This is a genomic window from Marichromatium sp. PS1, assembly GCF_041155115.1.
Taxonomy (GTDB): domain Bacteria; phylum Pseudomonadota; class Gammaproteobacteria; order Chromatiales; family Chromatiaceae; genus Marichromatium; species Marichromatium gracile.
In genome coordinates this window covers 316,528-332,541 of the sequence record NZ_BAAFHB010000002.1, presented here as the reverse complement: position 1 = coordinate 332,541, position 16,014 = coordinate 316,528, and the positions used below count along the sequence as shown (strand labels likewise).

General features: G+C 71.2%; 14 protein-coding genes. 6 read left to right on the top strand and 8 right to left on the bottom strand.

What is annotated here, in order from left to right:
* Positions 1-59 precede the first annotated feature (59 nt).
* The 7 genes from ACAM26_RS02765 to ACAM26_RS02735 are packed head-to-tail and all read right to left on the bottom strand — an operon-like array spanning position 60 to position 8,125.
* Positions 60-362 carry a DUF3240 family protein gene (locus ACAM26_RS02765; RefSeq protein ID WP_005223158.1) on the bottom strand — a complete coding sequence of 101 codons (303 nt, stop codon included), beginning with the start codon at positions 360-362 and terminating at the stop codon, positions 60-62.
* Positions 359-3,460 carry an efflux RND transporter permease subunit gene (locus tag ACAM26_RS02760; RefSeq protein ID WP_369613084.1) on the bottom strand — a complete coding sequence of 1,034 codons (3,102 nt, stop codon included), beginning with the start codon at positions 3,458-3,460 and terminating at the stop codon, positions 359-361. Before ACAM26_RS02760 ends, ACAM26_RS02765 begins: the two co-directional genes overlap by 4 nt.
* Positions 3,460-4,545 (bottom strand): efflux RND transporter periplasmic adaptor subunit, encoded by a 1,086-nt coding sequence (locus ACAM26_RS02755; protein ID WP_123139018.1) that lies wholly within the window; start codon positions 4,543-4,545, stop codon positions 3,460-3,462. The genes ACAM26_RS02760 and ACAM26_RS02755 overlap by 1 nt, the downstream gene beginning before the upstream one ends.
* Positions 4,542-5,768 (bottom strand): TolC family protein, encoded by a 1,227-nt coding sequence (locus tag ACAM26_RS02750; RefSeq protein ID WP_132228313.1) that lies wholly within the window; start codon positions 5,766-5,768, stop codon positions 4,542-4,544. The genes ACAM26_RS02755 and ACAM26_RS02750 overlap by 4 nt, the downstream gene beginning before the upstream one ends.
* A gap of 28 nt (positions 5,769-5,796) precedes the next feature.
* Positions 5,797-7,155 carry an ATP-binding protein gene (locus ACAM26_RS02745; protein ID WP_369613083.1) on the bottom strand — a complete coding sequence of 453 codons (1,359 nt, stop codon included), beginning with the start codon at positions 7,153-7,155 and terminating at the stop codon, positions 5,797-5,799.
* A complete protein-coding gene (locus ACAM26_RS02740) occupies positions 7,152-7,814 on the bottom strand; it encodes a response regulator transcription factor (protein WP_123139015.1) in 663 nt (220 codons plus the stop codon). The genes ACAM26_RS02745 and ACAM26_RS02740 overlap by 4 nt, the downstream gene beginning before the upstream one ends.
* A complete protein-coding gene (locus ACAM26_RS02735) occupies positions 7,811-8,125 on the bottom strand; it encodes a PepSY domain-containing protein (protein ID WP_369613082.1) in 315 nt (104 codons plus the stop codon). Before ACAM26_RS02735 ends, ACAM26_RS02740 begins: the two co-directional genes overlap by 4 nt.
* An 83-nt stretch (positions 8,126-8,208) precedes the next feature.
* On the opposite strand from ACAM26_RS02735, the gene ACAM26_RS02730 reads away from it, so the two are divergent.
* Genes ACAM26_RS02730 through ACAM26_RS02720 form a run of 3 tightly spaced genes read left to right on the top strand, consistent with a single transcriptional unit; the run spans position 8,209 to position 11,324 of the window.
* Positions 8,209-9,450, top strand: a complete 1,242-nt coding sequence (locus ACAM26_RS02730; protein WP_369613081.1) for a cytochrome-c peroxidase — start codon at positions 8,209-8,211, stop codon at positions 9,448-9,450.
* 18 nt (positions 9,451-9,468) lie between these two features.
* Positions 9,469-10,884 carry an NAD(P)H-binding protein gene (locus tag ACAM26_RS02725; RefSeq protein ID WP_369613080.1) on the top strand — a complete coding sequence of 472 codons (1,416 nt, stop codon included), beginning with the start codon at positions 9,469-9,471 and terminating at the stop codon, positions 10,882-10,884.
* 32 nt (positions 10,885-10,916) lie between these two features.
* Complete coding sequence (locus tag ACAM26_RS02720) at positions 10,917-11,324, top strand: response regulator (RefSeq protein WP_123139011.1); 408 nt, start codon at positions 10,917-10,919, stop codon at positions 11,322-11,324.
* A gap of 13 nt (positions 11,325-11,337) precedes the next feature.
* On the opposite strand, the gene ACAM26_RS02715 is transcribed toward ACAM26_RS02720, so the two are convergent.
* The gene (locus ACAM26_RS02715) at positions 11,338-12,696 is read right to left on the bottom strand and encodes an AarF/ABC1/UbiB kinase family protein (RefSeq protein WP_123139010.1); all 1,359 of its coding nucleotides are present in this window, start codon (positions 12,694-12,696) and stop codon (positions 11,338-11,340) included.
* 232 nt (positions 12,697-12,928) lie between these two features.
* Here ACAM26_RS02715 and ACAM26_RS02710 point away from each other — a divergent pair, with 232 nt between their 5' ends.
* From ACAM26_RS02710 to ACAM26_RS02700, 3 genes are read left to right on the top strand one after another with little or no spacing between them, the layout of a single operon-like run.
* Complete coding sequence (locus ACAM26_RS02710) at positions 12,929-14,803, top strand: DEAD/DEAH box helicase (protein ID WP_123143094.1); 1,875 nt, start codon at positions 12,929-12,931, stop codon at positions 14,801-14,803.
* Between the two features lie 28 nt (positions 14,804-14,831).
* Complete coding sequence (locus ACAM26_RS02705) at positions 14,832-15,233, top strand: DUF423 domain-containing protein (RefSeq protein ID WP_369613479.1); 402 nt, start codon at positions 14,832-14,834, stop codon at positions 15,231-15,233.
* 3 nt (positions 15,234-15,236) lie between these two features.
* Positions 15,237-15,968, top strand: a complete 732-nt coding sequence (locus ACAM26_RS02700) for a 16S rRNA (uracil(1498)-N(3))-methyltransferase (RefSeq protein WP_123139008.1) — start codon at positions 15,237-15,239, stop codon at positions 15,966-15,968.
* Positions 15,969-16,014 lie beyond the last annotated feature (46 nt).

Genomic DNA, 16,014 nt, shown 5'->3' with positions numbered 1-16,014 from the left:
GACTGGTGGCGGTCGACGACCGCCGGATCCGTGGCCGTCCTGGCCGGGTTCGGTGATGGCTAGAGGCGCCCGTACTCGAGTACCGGCACCAGCCAGTGATGGATGCCGCTGCCACCGAAGTCGGTGTGCAGCGCCACCAGCACCGCGCGCGCGGTCTCGGGCGGCAGGTGGATGAGGTACATCACCCGCTTGCTGTGTCCGGCGACCTGCTCGGCGAGCGAGAGCGAGTGCTCGGAGGCGCCGTGACCGGCCGCCGGCACGCTGGTGAAGCCCGGCACCTCGGGGCGTTCGAGCAGCCACTCGGCGAGGGCCTCGGCCGCCGCCGGAGGGACGACCAGATAGAGCAGGGTGTGATCGGTCATGCCTCGGACCTCGCGTCGGTGGGCGTGCCTGGTGTCGGTGGGGCGCCGAAGCGGCGATAGAGGATCGGCAGCAGGATCAGCGTCAGCGCGGTGGCCGAGACCAGGCCGCCGACCACCACGATCGCCAGCGGGCGCTGGATCTCGGAACCGGGTCCGGTGGCGAACAGCAGCGGCACCAGCCCGAAGGCGGCGATGCTGGCGGTCATCAGCACCGGTCGCAGCCGGCGCTGCGCGCCCTCCACCACCACCTGTCCGAGCGGGTGACCGAGGGTGCGCAACTGGTTGAAGTAGGTGACCATCACCACGCCGTTGAGCACCGCGATGCCGAGCAGGGCGATGAAGCCGACCGAGGCCGGCACCGACAGGTACTCGCCGGTGAGCGCCAGCGCGAACACCCCGCCGATCAGCGCGAAGGGCACGTTGGAGAGCACCAGCAGCGCCTGACGTACCGAGCCGAAGGTGGAGAACAGCACCAGGAAGATCAGCCCCAGCGCCACCGGCACCACCAGCGCCAGGCGCGCGGCGGCGCGTTGCTGGTTCTCGAACTCGCCGCCCCACTCCAGCCAGTAGCCGTCGGGCAGGTCGACGCGCTCGGCGACCGCCGCCCTGGCCTCCTCGACGAAGCCGACCAGGTCGCGGCCGCTGACGTTGGCGATGGCCACCGCGAGCTGGTTGCCGCGCTCGCGCGAGATCGCCACCGGGCCCTCGACGCGCTCGACGCGCACCAGGTTGGTCAGCGGCACGGCCCGCCCGTCGGGCAGGCTGATCTGCAGCGCCGCCAGTCGGGTCGGCGCGGAGCGTGCGCTCTCGGGGCCGCGGATCATCAGTGGCAGCCGCCTGGCATCGCGGTAGATGGTGCCGACGCGCAGCCCCTCGATCTGGGCGCGCAGCAGGCTCGCCAGGGCGTCGGCGTCGATGCCGAGTCGCCCGGCCTCGAGGCGGTCGATCTCCAGGTTGAGGTATTGCGCGCCCTCGTTGCGCGGGGTGTAGACGTCCTCGGCGCCGGGCAGCGATTCGAGTACGCCGACGACGGCCTCGGCGGTGGCGTTGAGGCCGTCCTGATCGGTGCCGAAGATCTTCACCGCCAGGTCGCCGCGCACGCCGGTGAGCATCTCCGAGACGCGCATCTCGATCGGCTGGGTGAAGGCGTAACCGAGCCCGGGGAAGCCGTCGAGCACCGCGCGGATGGCGTCGACCAGGGCATCCTTGGTGGCGAAGCGCCACTCCTCGCGCGGCGCGAGCACCAGGAAGCTGTCGGTCTGGTTGAGCCCCATGGGGTCGAGCCCGAGTTCGTCGGAGCCGGTGCGGGCGACGATCGCCCGCACCTCGGGGACCTGGTCGAGGATGGCGCGCTGCACCCGCTGGTCGATGGCGATCGACTCGTCGAGGGTGATCGAGGGCAGCTTCTCGAGCTGCACGATCAGGTCGCCCTCGTCGAGCGTCGGCATGAACGACTTGCCGACCTGGGTGTAGACCGCCCCGGCGGCGAGCAGCAGCGCCAGCGCCGCGCCCACCACCACCCGGGCGTGACTCAGCGCCCAGTCGAGCAGCGGGCCATAGAGCCGGGCGAGCTGGCGCGGCAGCCAGGGGTCGCGATGGGCGCCGGCGCCGAGCAGGAAGGAGGAGAGCACCGGGATCACCGTCAGCGCCAGCAGCAGCGAGCTGGCGAGCGCGAACACGATGGTCAGCGCCACCGGCACGAACAGCTTGCCCTCGAGCCCCTGCAGGGTGAGCAGCGGCAGGAAGACGATGATGATGATGAGGATGCCCGAGGCGACCGGCACCGAGACCTCGCGCACCGCGCGATAGATCAGGTGCAGTCGCGGCAGCCGGCCGCCGCCGCCGCCGCGGGCGAGCTGGGTGACCACGTTCTCGACCACCACCACCGCGGCGTCGACCAGCATGCCGATGGCGATCGCCAGGCCGCCGAGCGACATCAGGTTGGCCGAGAGCCCGAACTGACGCATCAGGATGAAGGTGCCGAGCGCGGCCAGCGGCAGCACCAGGGCGACGGTGAGCGCCGCGCGCAGATCGCCGAGGAACAACACCAGCAGCACCACGACCAGTATCGTGGCCTCGATCAGCGCCTTGGAGACGGTGTGCACCGCGCGCCCGACGAGCTTGCCGCGATCGTAGAAGACCTCGACCCGCACCCCATCGGGCAACCCCGGGGCGAGTGCGTCGAGCTTGGCCTGGACGCCCTCGATCAGGGTGCGCGCGTTGGCCCCGCGCAGCCCCAGCACCAGTCCCTCGACGGTCTCGCCGGCGCCGTTGCGCGTGACCGCGCCGTAGCGGGTGAGCGCCGAGCGGCGGACCTCGGCGACATCGGCCATCCGCACCGGCTCGCGGGCGTCGGCGACCACCACCACGGCGGCGAGGTCGGCGAGGGTCTGGATCGCGCCCTCGCTGCGCACCAGCAACGTCTCCTCGCCCTCGTCGAGCCGTCCGGCGCCGTCGTTGCGGTTGTTGCGTTCGAGCGCCGCGCGCAGGTCGGCGAGCTGGATGCCGCGGGCGGCCATGCGGGCGTTGTCGGGGACCACCTCGAAGGTGGTGACATAGCCGCCGAGGGCGTTGACCTCGGCCACCCCGGGCACCGAGCGCAGCGCCGGGCGGATGGTCCAGTCGAGCAGATCGCGGCGTTCGGCGAGCGACAGGTCGCCGCCCTCGATGCTGAACATGAACATCTCGCCCAGCGGCGTGGTCATCGGCGCGATGCCGCCGGAGAGCCCGCTGGGCAGGTCGTCCCAGACGCCGTTGAGGCGCTCGGCGACCTGCTGGCGTGCCCAGTAGATGTCGGTGCCCTCGGCGAAGTCGATGGTGATGTCGGTGAGGCCGTACTTGGCCACCGAGCGCAGCATGGTCTGGTCGGGGATGCCGAGCAGCTCCACCTCGATGCGGCTGGTGATGCGCTCGGCGACCTCCTCGGGGGTCATTCCCGGGGCCTTGACGATGATCTTGACCTGGGTGGTCGAGACGTCGGGGAAGGCATCGATCGGGGTCTGCTGGATGGCCTGCCAGCCGCCGCCGATCAGCGCCAGCATCGCCAGCAGCATCAGCAACCGCTGGGTGAGCGCGAATTGGATCAGGCGCGCGAGCATCACTCGCCTCCCTGCCAGGCGGCCTTGATCGCGATCACGCCGGTCACCGCGACGCGGTCGTCGGCGCCGAGCGCGCCGCCGACCACCACCTGGTCGTCGGTCGCGCCGAGCAGCTCGACCGGCTGCGGCGCAAAGCCGCCGTCGCGGGCGACGAACACCAGGGTGGTGTCACCGTCGCGCACCAGTGCCGCGGCCGGCAGTCGCCAGCCGGCGCCGGTGGCGCGGGCGAGCTGGACCTCGATGAACTGTCCCGGGCGCAGCTCGGTGCCGGGGTCGTTGATCGCGGCGCGGACCAGCACGCCCTGGTCGAGTGCGTGGACCTGACGGCCGACGGTGGTGATCACCGCCTCGCGCGCCAGCGCCGGCAGGTGCACGCGACTGCCGGGGGCGAGGCCGTCGAGTTCGTCGAGCGGCACGTGGATCTCCAGCCACAAGGGATCGAGCTGGCCGATGCGATAGAGCGGGGCGGCCTGGGCCACCGACTCGCCGGTGTCGACCAGCTGCTCGAGCACCACCCCGGAGATCGGCGCGCGCACGCTGAGGGTGCTGGTGAGGGTGTGGTTGCGGTCGAGCTCGGCGAGCTCGGTCTCGGCAAAGCCGGCGAGCCGCAGTAGCTGACGCTGTTGCTCGACCTGGGTGGCGAGTTCGCGCTGGGTGGCCTCGCGTTCGCGCAGCCGCCGCTCGGCGATCACCCCCTCGCGATGGAGCTGACGGTCGCGGGCGAGTTCGCCCTCGGCCAGCTCCAGACGGATCAGTGCCTCGAGATACTGACGCTGGATATCGACCAGCGCGGGGCTACGCAGCTCGGCGAGCAGGTCGCCGGCGGCGACCCGGTCGCCCTCGGCCACGGCCAGGCGTTCGAGCACGCCGTCCTGGCGCGCGGCGACCACCCGCAGTTGTGGGTTGGGGACGCGGACCTCGGCCGGATAACGGCGCCCGAGGCTGTGCTCGACCGCCTCGGGGGCGACCAGCTCGATCCCGAAGGCGGCCTGCGCTGCCGCGTCGAGGGCGATCGGCGCGGCGGCCTGGACCAGCACCGGGAGCAGCAACAGGGGCGCCAGGGCGTGGCGGGAGAAGCGATTCATTGGGGGATGACTCCGAGTGCCTGATTGAGTCGGGCCTGGGCGCGCCCCAGCTCCAGCCGGCGCAGTGCCAGATCGAGGCTGGCGACGCGGGCGCTGGCCTGGGTGCGCAGCAGATCGGTGAGGTCGCGCTCGCCGAGGTCGAAGGCGCGTCGTCCCAGCTGCAGCGCCTGCTGGGCGAGGGCGTGGCGCCGTTCGGCGACGGTGAGCGCGGTGGCCGCGCCCTCGCGGGCGAGCTGGGCGGCGATCAGGGTGCGCTCGGCGGCGAGTCGGGCACGCTGCAGGTCGGTGGCGCGCTCGGTATAGCCGCGCTCGGCGCGGGCCAGCGCCGGGGCCGACTGGCTGGCGAGTCCGAAGGGCAGACTGATCTCGAGCTGCAGCGAGTCGGCGGTGTCGGCGCCGCGGACCTCGCGGGCGCGCTTGCCGCCGACGCTGAGCACCGGGTTGCCGCGCCGCTCGCGCTGGGCCTGTTCGCGCTCGGCGCGGGCCAGCGCCAGGGCGCTGTCGGCGTCCTCGAGCAGCGGGTGGTCGGTGGGCAGTGCGTCGGTGCTGGCGGGCGTCTCGCGCAGCGGTTCGGGCAGCGTCTGCAGGCCGGTGAGTTGGCGATAGTCGGCGAGTGCGCGATCGTGTTCGAGCTGCGCGTCGCGCAGCTCGGCCTCGCGCTCGAGCGTCTGCTGGCGGGCGACCAGCAGGTCGACCCGCGCCAGCTCGCCGGCACCGACCCGCTTGTCGATCGCCGCCTCCAGGGCGCGGGCGTCGCTCAGTGCCTGCTCGGTCTGACGCAGCCGCCCGGCGGCGATCGCCGCCGCCCAGCTCTTCTCGCGCACCTCGCCGGCGATCTCCCAGCGCAGCCGCCGGTCGAGGCTGCCGGCCTGACCGCCGACGGCGGCGGCGACTTGGCGTCGCGCGTCGCGCTGACCGGGCAGCCACAGCGGCATGTCGACCATGGTCTCGACCTCGTAGGCCCCGGCGTCCTCGGTGGCGCGGTCGCTGAGATAGCTCAGGCGCAGCGCGGGATCGGCGGCGAAGGGGCTGGCGGCCTGACGGGCGAGGGCGTCGCGCTCGCCGGTGATGGCCTGGGGGCGAGCCAGCTCGCCGCTGCGTTCGAGCGCCGCGCCGACCGCCTCGCCGAGGGTTCCGGCGGCGGCCGGCGCGGCGGCGAGGGCGAGCAGCAGTGCCAACGGCAGGACGCCGAGGGGTCGAGTGGGGGGGTGTCTTGTGTCCATGGGTCCATCCTGGACCCCGGAGCTGAAATCAAGCTGAACGCGGGGCGCGATCGCTGGTGGGGTGCTCGAGCGCGAGCCAGGCCTCGGCGCACAGCCCGCCGAGCGCGGCGCGCGAGAACGCCAGTCGGCCGCCGTAGCCCTCGACGATCTCGCGCACGATCGCCAGCCCCAGGCCGTGACCGCTGACCTGCTCATCGAGCCGCAGCCCGCGCTCGGTGAGCGTGGCCAGGGCCGCCTCGGCGCAGCCGGGACCGTCGTCCTCGACGCGGATCAGCAGTTCGTTGTCGGCGGTCGAGAGGGTCGCGCGGACCTCGGACTCGGCCCACTTGCAGGCGTTGTCGAGGAGGTTGCCAAGGAGTTCGAGCATGTCCTCGCGGTCGACCGCGAGCGGCCCCGAGAGCTCGCTGTGGAGGACGATATGGAGTCGCTTGGGCGCATGCATGCGTTCGAGCAGCCGCGCCAGCACCGGCAGTTCCTCCTCGGGCTCGAAGTAGAGCGCCGCACCGCCAGCGCCGGCGAGCCGGGCGCGTCTGAGCTGGCGCTCGGCGATCTGGCGCAGTCGCTCGACCTGATCGAGCAGCCCCTGGCGCTGCTCGGCGTCGAGCGCCAGGGTGTCGGCGGCGAGCTGCTGGCGCAGCAGGGTCAGCGGTCCCTTGAGCGCATGGGCGAGGTTGCCGGCGGCGGTGCGCGAGCGTTCGAGACGCTGGCCGAAGCGCTCGAGCAGGCGGTTGAACTTGCGTACCAGCGGCAGGATCTCGGGCGGGACCTGCTCGGTGAGGGTGCCGGCGCGTCCGTGTTCGAGCCGCTCGATGTCGCGATAGAGCGGGCGCAGGCTGGTGAAGGCGCGCTGCACGATCAGCCGTTGCAGCACCAGGCTCAGTGCCAGCCCGCCGATCGCGAGCAGCGCGAACAGCCGCTCGAAGAAGTCGATCTCGGTATCGAACTCGCTGACGTCCTCGGCGATGGTGAGGGTGAGGAGATGCGCGTCGAGACGATAGCCGCCGGCCCATACCAACAACGACTGCCGATCCGGGCCGGCGGCGCGCCAGGCGGCGGTCTCGCCGGGGGCCAGCGCCCGGGTGTCGAGGTCCTCGTCCCACAGCGAGCGCGAGCGTAGTCGGTTGCCCTGGTCGTCCTCGACGACGAAGTAGTGGCCCGAGAGCGGCTGGTTGTAGACCGGGGTGAGATGGCGCGCGGCGACGTGCAGATGACCGTGACCGCTGCGCAGCGAGCCGAGCAGGCCCTCGGCGTCGTGCTCCAGACGCGAGTAGATGACGCTCTCCGAGCTGTGGTGGAGGGCGATGTGACCGATCCACCAGGCGCTGCCGATCACCGCCGTCAGCGCCAGCGCCAGCCCCAGGTGCAGCCGGGTCTCGAGCGAGATCATCGGCGTCTGAGCCGATAGCCCTGGCCGCGCAGGGTCTCGATGCGTTCGCGCCCGATCTTCTCGCGCAGCCGCCGGATATAGACCTCGATGAGATTGCCGCTCGGCTCGGCGTCGAGGTCGTAGACGTGCTCCATCAGCTGGGTCTTGGAGAGGATGCGCCCGGGGTTGCGCAGCAGGTAGCGCAGCAGGCGGAACTCGGTGCCGGTGAGCGGGTGTGTCTGGCCGTCCTCGAGCACCACGCGCTGACCGTCCTCGTCGAGGCTGAGCCCGTCGACCGCGAGGGTGCGTCCGGCGGCGGGGGCGGCGCGGCGGGTCAGGGCATTGAGCCGGGCGAGCAGTTCCTCGACGTGGAAGGGCTTGCCGAGATAGTCGTCGGCCCCGGCCTTGAGCCCGTCGACACGTTCGTGCCAGGCGTCGCGCGCGGTCAGCACCAGCACCGGCAGGTCGCGCCCGTGTGCGCGCCAGTGACGCAGCACCTCGAGTCCGGGGCGGCGCGGCAGTCCGAGGTCGAGCACCACCACGTCATAGGGCTCGGTGTCGCCGAGCTGCTCGCCGCCGATGCCGTCGGCGGCATGATCGACGGCGAACCCGGCGGCCTTGAGCGCCGGCAGCAGCGCCGCGACCTGGGCCGGGTCATCCTCTACCAATAACAGTCTCATGGCTCGATCTCGTGGTGCAGCGGGCGGGCGGTGGCGGCATCGAGTTCGAGCTCGTGGACCCGGCCATCGGCATCGAGGATCTTGATCTCGTAGCGATATCCACCATGTCGATGTTCGAGTTCGGCCTCGATCAGCTGGCCGGGGCGCAACCGTGCGGCCTGTTCGAGCAGCTGCTCCATGGGCAGGATCTGGCCGTGCTTGCGGAGCTGCCGCACCTTGTCGTGGTCGAGGTGGTCGAGGTGGTCGTCGGCGCCCGCGCAGATGGTCAGTGACAGCAGACCGAAAGCGAGCAGGGGGACTGTGGTCTTCATGCAGAGGGTCCGTTGCGGCTCACGGCGCGGGCGTGACCCGTGCCGATCGATGCCCAAGAAGTGTAAACGAGGTTCCTGAACCCATGCTGAACATCACTGCAAGCAGCCGGGTGCGCTGGCTAGGCGTCGCGTTTGCGCTCGGCGCCGCGTCGACCGGCGCCAGCGAGCTGTCGCCGCCATCGTCGCTGGTGGCGCTGGGCCGGGCGCTGTTCTTCGATACCGGGTTGTCCGAGCCGCCCGGGCAGTCATGTGCGAGCTGCCACCTGCCGAGTGCCGGCTGGAGCGGCCCGGACAGCGCGATCAATGCCGCCGGTGCGGTCCAGCCCGGGGCGGTGCCCGGACGCTTCGGCAATCGTCGCGCGCCGACCCTGGCCTACGCGAGCTTCAGCCCGCCGCTGTATCTCGACGAGGAGGGCGGCGGTTTCGTCGGTGGCAACTTCTGGGACGGTCGCGCCACCGGCTGGCTGCTCGGTGACCCGCTCGCCGAGCAGGCCCAGGCGCCATTGCTCGACCCGCTCGAGCATAACCTTGCCGATGCCGCCGAGGCGGTCGAGCGGGTCTGTGCCGGGCCGCGGGGGCGAGCGCTGCGCGACTGGTTCGGCGAGAGCGTCTGCGCCGAGCCGGTCGCTGGGTTCAACGCCATTGCCCGCGCGCTCGCCGCTTACCAGTCATCGCCCGAGGTCAACGCCTTCAGCTCCAAGTACGACCATTATCTGCGCGATCCCGAGCGCTATCCGCTGAGCGCCGAGGAGGCCCGGGGGCTGGAGCTCTTCGCCCGCGCCGACAAGGGCAACTGCGCCGCCTGTCATCCGCACACCCCGGGGGCGGACGGCAGTCCGCCACTGTTTACCGACTTCACCTACGACAACCTCGGTGTCGGGCGTAACCCCGACAACCCCTGGTACGCGATGGCCGGCTACAACCCCGATGGGCGTGCCTGGCGCGATCCCGGGCTGGGAGGACTGCTCGCCCGGGTGCCGCGCTTCGCGGCCCTGGCTGGGGCGCAGCTCGGCAAGCACAAGGTGCCGACCCTGCGCAATGTCGATCGTCGTCCCGCGCCCGGATTCGTGCGCGCCTACATGCACAACGGCGCCCACAAGGGGCTGGAGACGGTGGTGCACTTCTACAACACGCGCGATCTCAAGCCGGTCTGCGAGGACCTGGCCGCGCCGCGTCCGGGCAACAACTGCTGGCCACGCCCGGAGGTGGCGCGTAACGTCAATGATGACGAGCTGGGTGATCTCGGCCTCGATGCCGAGGAGGAGGCCGCCATTGTCGCCTTCCTGCGAACACTCAGCGACGGTTGGGACGCGCCACAGGATTGATCGGATCGAGGAGGTTGGATGAGTGAGCAGGGACGGCCCCGGGTGGCGGTCGCCGGTGCCAGCGGTTTCATCGGCACCGCGTTGTGCCGGGCGCTGGCCGAGCACCACGAGGTGGTGGCGTTGACCCGCTCGCCGGCGCGGGCGCGGATTCCGGACCCCGAGCGGCGTATCGGCTGGCGTCGCTGCGATCTGTTCGACGTCGAGGCGGTGCGCGCCGGGCTGCAGGGCTGCGATCTCGCGGTCTATCTGGTGCACTCCAACGCCCCTTCGTCGCGGTTGACCCAGGCCGCGGCGCGCGACATGGATCTGATTCTTGCCGACAACTTCGCCCGCGCCGCGGCGGCCTGCGGGGTGCGTCAGATCGTCTTCGTCAGCGCGCTGATCCCCGAGGGCTTCGAGATCGCGCCGCTGCTGTGGAGCCGGCGCGAGGTGGAGCTGACGCTCGCCGCTCACGGCACCCCGGTGAGCGTGCTGCGCGCCGGGCTGGTGGTGGGGCCGGGCGGTTCCGGGCTCGGGCTGCTGGTCGATCTGGTGCGCCGTCTGCCGCTGCTGGCGCTGCCGCCGGAGGCGCGCTCGCCGACCCGCCCGATCGCTCTCGACGACCTGGTGCGCGCCATCCTGCTGTGTCTGGAGCGCCCCGAGGACTATCGCGGGGTGTTCGATCTCGGTGGTCCCGAGTGGCTGAGCCATGCCGAGATGGTGCGTCAGTGCGCCGAGGTGATGGGGGTGCGACGCTGGGTGTTCACCCTGCCGTGGTTGCCGCTGGGGGTGGTCGCGTGGGTGGCGCGGCGGGTCTCAGGGGCCAGTCCCGCGTTGGTCGGGCCGGTGGTCGAGAGTCTGCCGCAGCGGCTGCGAATACGTGACAATGCGCTGCAACGGGCGATCGCGCCCTCGGCCCTCGCCTTCCGTCGGGCGCTGGCGCAGTCGCTCGCCGCCGATGGTCTTCACCTGCAGCCCAACCCGCGCCGCCCGATCCAGCTCGAGGACCGGGCGCAACTGCGCGAGGCGAGCCGGGTACGCTCGATCCAGCGCATCATCCTGCCGCCGGGACAGGACGCGGCCTGGGTGGCGGGCAACTATTTCCGCTGGCTGGGACGCTGCTGCTGGCCGCTGGTGGCCAGTCGCGAGTGCGCCGACGGCGGTTGGGAGGTCGGGCTGCGACTGCCCCGGGTGGTACTGTTGCGGCTGCGTCCGGCGGCGGCGATGAGCACGGCACAGCGGCGGGTCTATCACATCGACGGTGGATTGCTGGCCCGCGCCGAGACCGGCGGGCGGTTCGAGTTCCATACCCTGCTCGATGGCCGCTATACCATGGCCGCGATCCACGACTATGCCCCGGCGCTGCCCTGGTATCTCTATCTGTGGACCCAGGCGGCGATCCATCTGCGGGTGATGCGTCGCTATCAGCGCCGGCTGGCGCGACTGGCGCGCTGAATGCTCGGCGATCAGGCAAGGAGGGCACGCTCATGGAGTCCCAATCCCTTTCCCCGTTGCAGGGTCTGCGGCTGCTGGTCGCCGAGGACAACGAGATCACTCTGTGCGTGCTCCAGGAGATCCTCGAGGGCGAGGGGGCGCGGGTGACCGGCGTCGGCGACGGCGAGCAGGCGCTCGCCGCACTCGATACCGACGACGATTACCAGTTGCTCCTCACCGACCTGCGGATGCCGGTGGTCGATGGACTGACGCTGGCGCGGCGCTGCCGTGAGCGTCTCCCCGGGATCCCGGTGGTGGGGCTGACGGTCGCGCTGCTGCCCGAGACCTGCGCCCAGGCCAACGAGGCCGGTATGGCCGAGCTGCTGGAGAAGCCGCCGGACATCGATGCGCTGGTGGCGGCGGTACTGCGCCACGCTCGCTGGCCGGGCGACGCCGACTGAGCCGGAGCGGTGCTCAGGCCGCCGCGGCCGCGGGCGCCGGCGGCCGGATCACGCCCTCGACCATCGCGGCGAGATCGACGCGCGCGCGCAGTCGGCGCGAGAGCATGAACGAGCCCATGAACTTGCGGTGCAGGAACATCGTCTCCGGCGCCGGGGCGGTGCTGAAGGCGCCGGAGCGGAACAGCTCGCGCCCCTGGCGGTAGACGCGCTCGAACAGGTCGGAGGTGCCGAAGTCGTAGTGGTCATCGGTGCTCAGCGGCTCGGCGGCGAGCTGCAGCAGGTCGAGCATGGTGCCGATGTGCTCGACCGGGTCGTCGGCGCCCATGTAGCCGAGCGCGACCGATGCCTCGCGCATGCCCTCGCGATCGCTGTCGATGGTGGCGAGCGCCAGGCGGCGGAACGCGGCGACGTGCTCGGGGGCGACGCCGTGGGTGGCGCCGAAGTCGAGCAGGGCGATACGGCCGCTGTCGGCGTCGTAGAGATAGTTGCCGAAGTTGGGGTCGGTCTGCACCAGGCCGAACTCGAACAGCTCGCGCAGGGTCAGGCGCATCAGCGCGGTGGCGGCGCGATCGCGCGCGGCGCGGCGGTAGTCGGCGCCGGCGAGGCGGTCGACCGGTACGCCGTCGACGAAGTCCATCGCCAGCACGTTGCGGGTGGTGAGGTCGCGATGCACCGCCGGGACCAGGAAGTCGGGGTCGTCGCCGAGTCGCGCGCGATAGCGCTCGAGGGCCTCGGCCTCGGCGTCGTAGTCGGCCTCGCGATGGAGCTGGCGGCGCGCCTCCTCGAGAAAGGGCTTGATGTCGATGCCCTTGGGGGCCATGCCGAAGGTCTGGCCGAGCAGGGCGAGGTTGTCGATGTCGCTGTCGATGCTGTCGCGCACCCCGGGGAACTGGATCTTCAGCGCCAGACGGCGACCGTCGCGGGTCTCGGCGCGGTGCACCTGGCCGATCGAGGCGGCGGCGATCGGTTTGAACTCGAAGCGGCTGAAGCGCTTGTCCCAGTCCGCCCCGTACTCGCGCTCGAGCACCTGGCTGAGCTGACTCATCGGCATCGGTTCGGCGCGCTCGCGCAGCGCACTCATGATCTCGGCGGCCTCCGGGGTGAAGATGTCCGAGCCTTCCATCGACATCAGTTGGCCCATCTTCATCACCGCACCGCGCATCCGCGCCAGCCGCTCGGTGAAGCGCCGGGTGTGCTCGGGTGAGAGCTGGATGCGCGCCGGCTCGCCGCTGTTGCGACTGCGCGCCAGCTCGAACATCCCCTTGACGCCGACGCCGGCGGCCAGGTCGGTGGTCGCACGACCGAGGTGCCAGAGACGGCTGAGACGGCGGCTGGGGACGGCGCTTCCCGGCTGCTTGGTGGATTTGGTCATGATGAATTCCTTATCGAAATATTAAGGTTTAACCCAATGTAGGCGCGGCATGGAGTGGCGACAAGGCAAAATCGCAACCCTTGCGGTGGCGGTGATGGTGTGTGGAAAAGGTGAAATCACTTGCAGTTGCACGCACATAGTTCAATAATAAACAGTTTCCTCGCGATCTCCGGCAGGCCATCCCGGCCTTCTTTGCAAGCGCGCCTTTCTCTCTCCCCTTCGAGGCTCCACCATGGATACCCCTGACACGAGCACCGGTTTCGCCGATCTCGGTCTCTCCCCCGCCGTCACCCAGGCCGTTGGTGATCTCGGCTATGAGTCCCCCACCCCGGTTCAAAGCCAATGTATCCCGCACCTGCTCGCCGGGCGTGACCTGCTCGGTCAGGCCCAGACCGGCACCGGCAAGACCGCGGCCTTCGCCCTGCCGCTGTTGAGCCGTCTCGATCTCGATGCCGGGGGACCGCAGATCCTGGTGCTGGCGCCGACCCGCGAGCTCGCGCTGCAGGTCGCCGAGGCCTTCCAGGAGTACGCCGCGCACCTGCCCGGCTTCCTGGTGCTGCCGATCTATGGCGGTCAGAGCTACGGGCTGCAGATCAGCCAGCTCAAGCGCAAGCCGCAGGTGATCGTCGGCACCCCGGGTCGGGTGATGGACCACATCCGTCGCGGCACCATGTCGCTCGCCGGGATCCGCGCCCTGGTGCTCGACGAGGCCGACGAGATGCTCAACATGGGCTTCGCCGAGGACATCGACTGGATCTTCGAGCAGGCGCCGGAGGAGCGGCAGGTGGCGCTGTTCTCGGCGACCATGCCGCGCGCCATCCGTCAGGTGGCCGAGAAGCGGCTGCGCGATCCCATGCTGGTGCAGGTGGCGGCCGACTCGGAGACGGTCGACACCATCGATCAGCACCACTGCGTGGTCACCCGCTTCCACAAGCTCGATGTGCTCACCCGCATCCTCGAGATCGAGGAGTTCGACGGCATGGTGGTCTTCGTGCGCACCAAGCACGGCACCACCGAACTGGCAGACAAGCTCAAGGCCCATGGGTTCGCCGCCGAGGCGCTCAACGGCGACATGAACCAGGAGATGCGCGAGCGCACCATCGAGCGGCTCAAGCAGCGCCAGCTCGATATCCTGGTCGCCACCGACGTGGCCGCGCGCGGACTCGATGTCGAGCGCATCAGCCATGTCGTCAACTTCGACATCCCCACCGACCCCTCGGCCTATGTCCACCGTATCGGCCGCACCGGCCGTGCCGGTCGCGCCGGTCGCGCGCTGCTGCTGGTCGAGCCGCGCGAGCGCGGGCTGCTGCGCGCCATCGAGCGCACCATCCGCCGCAGCGTGCCGGCGATGGAGCCGCCCTCGGCGGCCGATCTCAGCGAGTCGCGTATCGATCGCTTCACCGCCGAGATCAAGGAGGCGCTCGGCCAGGACCTCGATTTCTTCTATCGCCTGCTGTCGCGGCTCAACACCGAGCTGGAGGTCGAGATGCACGACCTCGCCGCGGCGCTCGCCTATCTCAACCAGCGCGAGCGTCCGCTGGAGATCCAGGAGGAGCTGCCGCGGCCGCGCCCGTCGCGCGAGCGTCATGACCGCGGTCCGCGTCTCGAGCGGGGCGCTCGTCCCGAGCGCGGTGATCGCGGCGAGCGTCGCCCGCGTCGCGAGCGCGACCACGACGCCGGCCGGCCGCCGCAGGGCGATCTCGAGCACTACCGCATCGAGGTCGGTCATCAGCATGGCGCCACCCCGCGCGAGATCGTCGGCGCCATCGCCAACGAGGCCGGGCTGGAGGGCCGCTTCATCGGCCGCATCGACATCCAGGACGATCACTCGGTGGTCGACCTGCCCAAGGGCATGCCGCGCGAGGTCTTCCAGCACCTCAAGCGGGTCTATGTCCGTGGTCAGGCGCTGCGCATCTCGGCGCTCGATCAGAGCGAGGGCGAGCCGCGCCGTGGCACCGCCGCACCGGTGCGCGAGGGGCGTCCGGGCAAGCCGCGTCCCGGCAAGTTCGTGCCCGGGCGGCAGCGCGGCGAGCGCACGCCGGTGCGTCGTGGCGCGCCCGGCGAGAAGGAGTGGCGGCCGCGCCCGAATCGCAAGCCGCGCGACTGAGATCGGTGGATAACGAGGGGGATCGATGATGCATCCGGCACGACCCTGGCTGGTCGTCGGCGCGCTCTGCGGGCTGACGAGCGTGGCGCTCGGCGCCTTCGGCGCGCACGGACTCGATGGCCGGGTCGAGCCGCACATGCTGGCCAACTGGCACACCGCCGCCGACTATCTCGCCACCCACGCCCTGGCGATCCTGGTCTGTGGCGCCTTGCTGGTGGCGCGCCCGCGCGCCGCTGGCGTCGGTCTCGCCGCCTGGCTGTTTCTCGCCGGCATCGCCCTGTTCAGCGGCAGCCTGTTCGCGCTGGTGCTCAGCGGGGTGCGGGGGCTGGGCATGGTCACCCCGATCGGCGGCATGCTGCTGCTCGGCGGCTGGCTGGCCCTGGCCTTCGCCGGCTGGCGTCTGGCCGGTGGTCGTGATCACGGGGGCTGAGCCGTGCGCATCCCTCGCGTCCATGTCGACCAGCCGCTGACCGACGGCGCCGACTGCGCCCTGCCCAGCGGTCCCGCGCGTCATCTGGCGCAGGTGCTGCGCCTCGGCCCCGGGGCCGAGGTGGTGCTCTTCGACGGCAGCGGTCACGACTTCCCCGCCACCATCACCCACAGCGGGCGCGAGGGCGTGCAGGTGCGTCTCGGCGCGCCTGGTCCCGTCGAGCCCGCGCCCCGGCTCGAGATCCATCTCGCCCTCGGCGTCTCCAAGGGCGAGCGCATGGACTTCGCGTTGCAGAAGGCCGTGGAGCTTGGCGTCACCCGCATCACCCCGCTGCGTACCGAGCGCAGCGTGGTGCGGCTCGACGGGGCGCGGCTGGCGCGTCGTCTCGACCACTGGCGCGGGGTGATCGTCAGCGCCTGCGAGCAGAGCGGTCGTCGCCGCCTGCCCCGGCTCGACGACCTGCAGGCGCTGCCCGACTGGCTCCCCGCCGGCTGGCCCGGCGGTCTCATCCTCGATCCTCGCGCCGAGCGCGCGCTCACCGCACTCACCCCGCCCGAGACCGGCGTCACCCTGTTGATCGGTCCCGAAGGCGGTCTGAGCGAGCGCGAGATCAATCAGGCCCGCGCTCAGGGCTTCACCGGCGTGCGTCTCGGTCCCCGCATCCTCCGCACCGAGACCGCTCCCCTGGCCGCCATCGCGCTGATCCAGGGGCTGTGGGGCGACCTCGGGGACTGATCCCGGGCGCCGGCCGTTAGCGACCAGCCGAATCGAACCGCAAAGA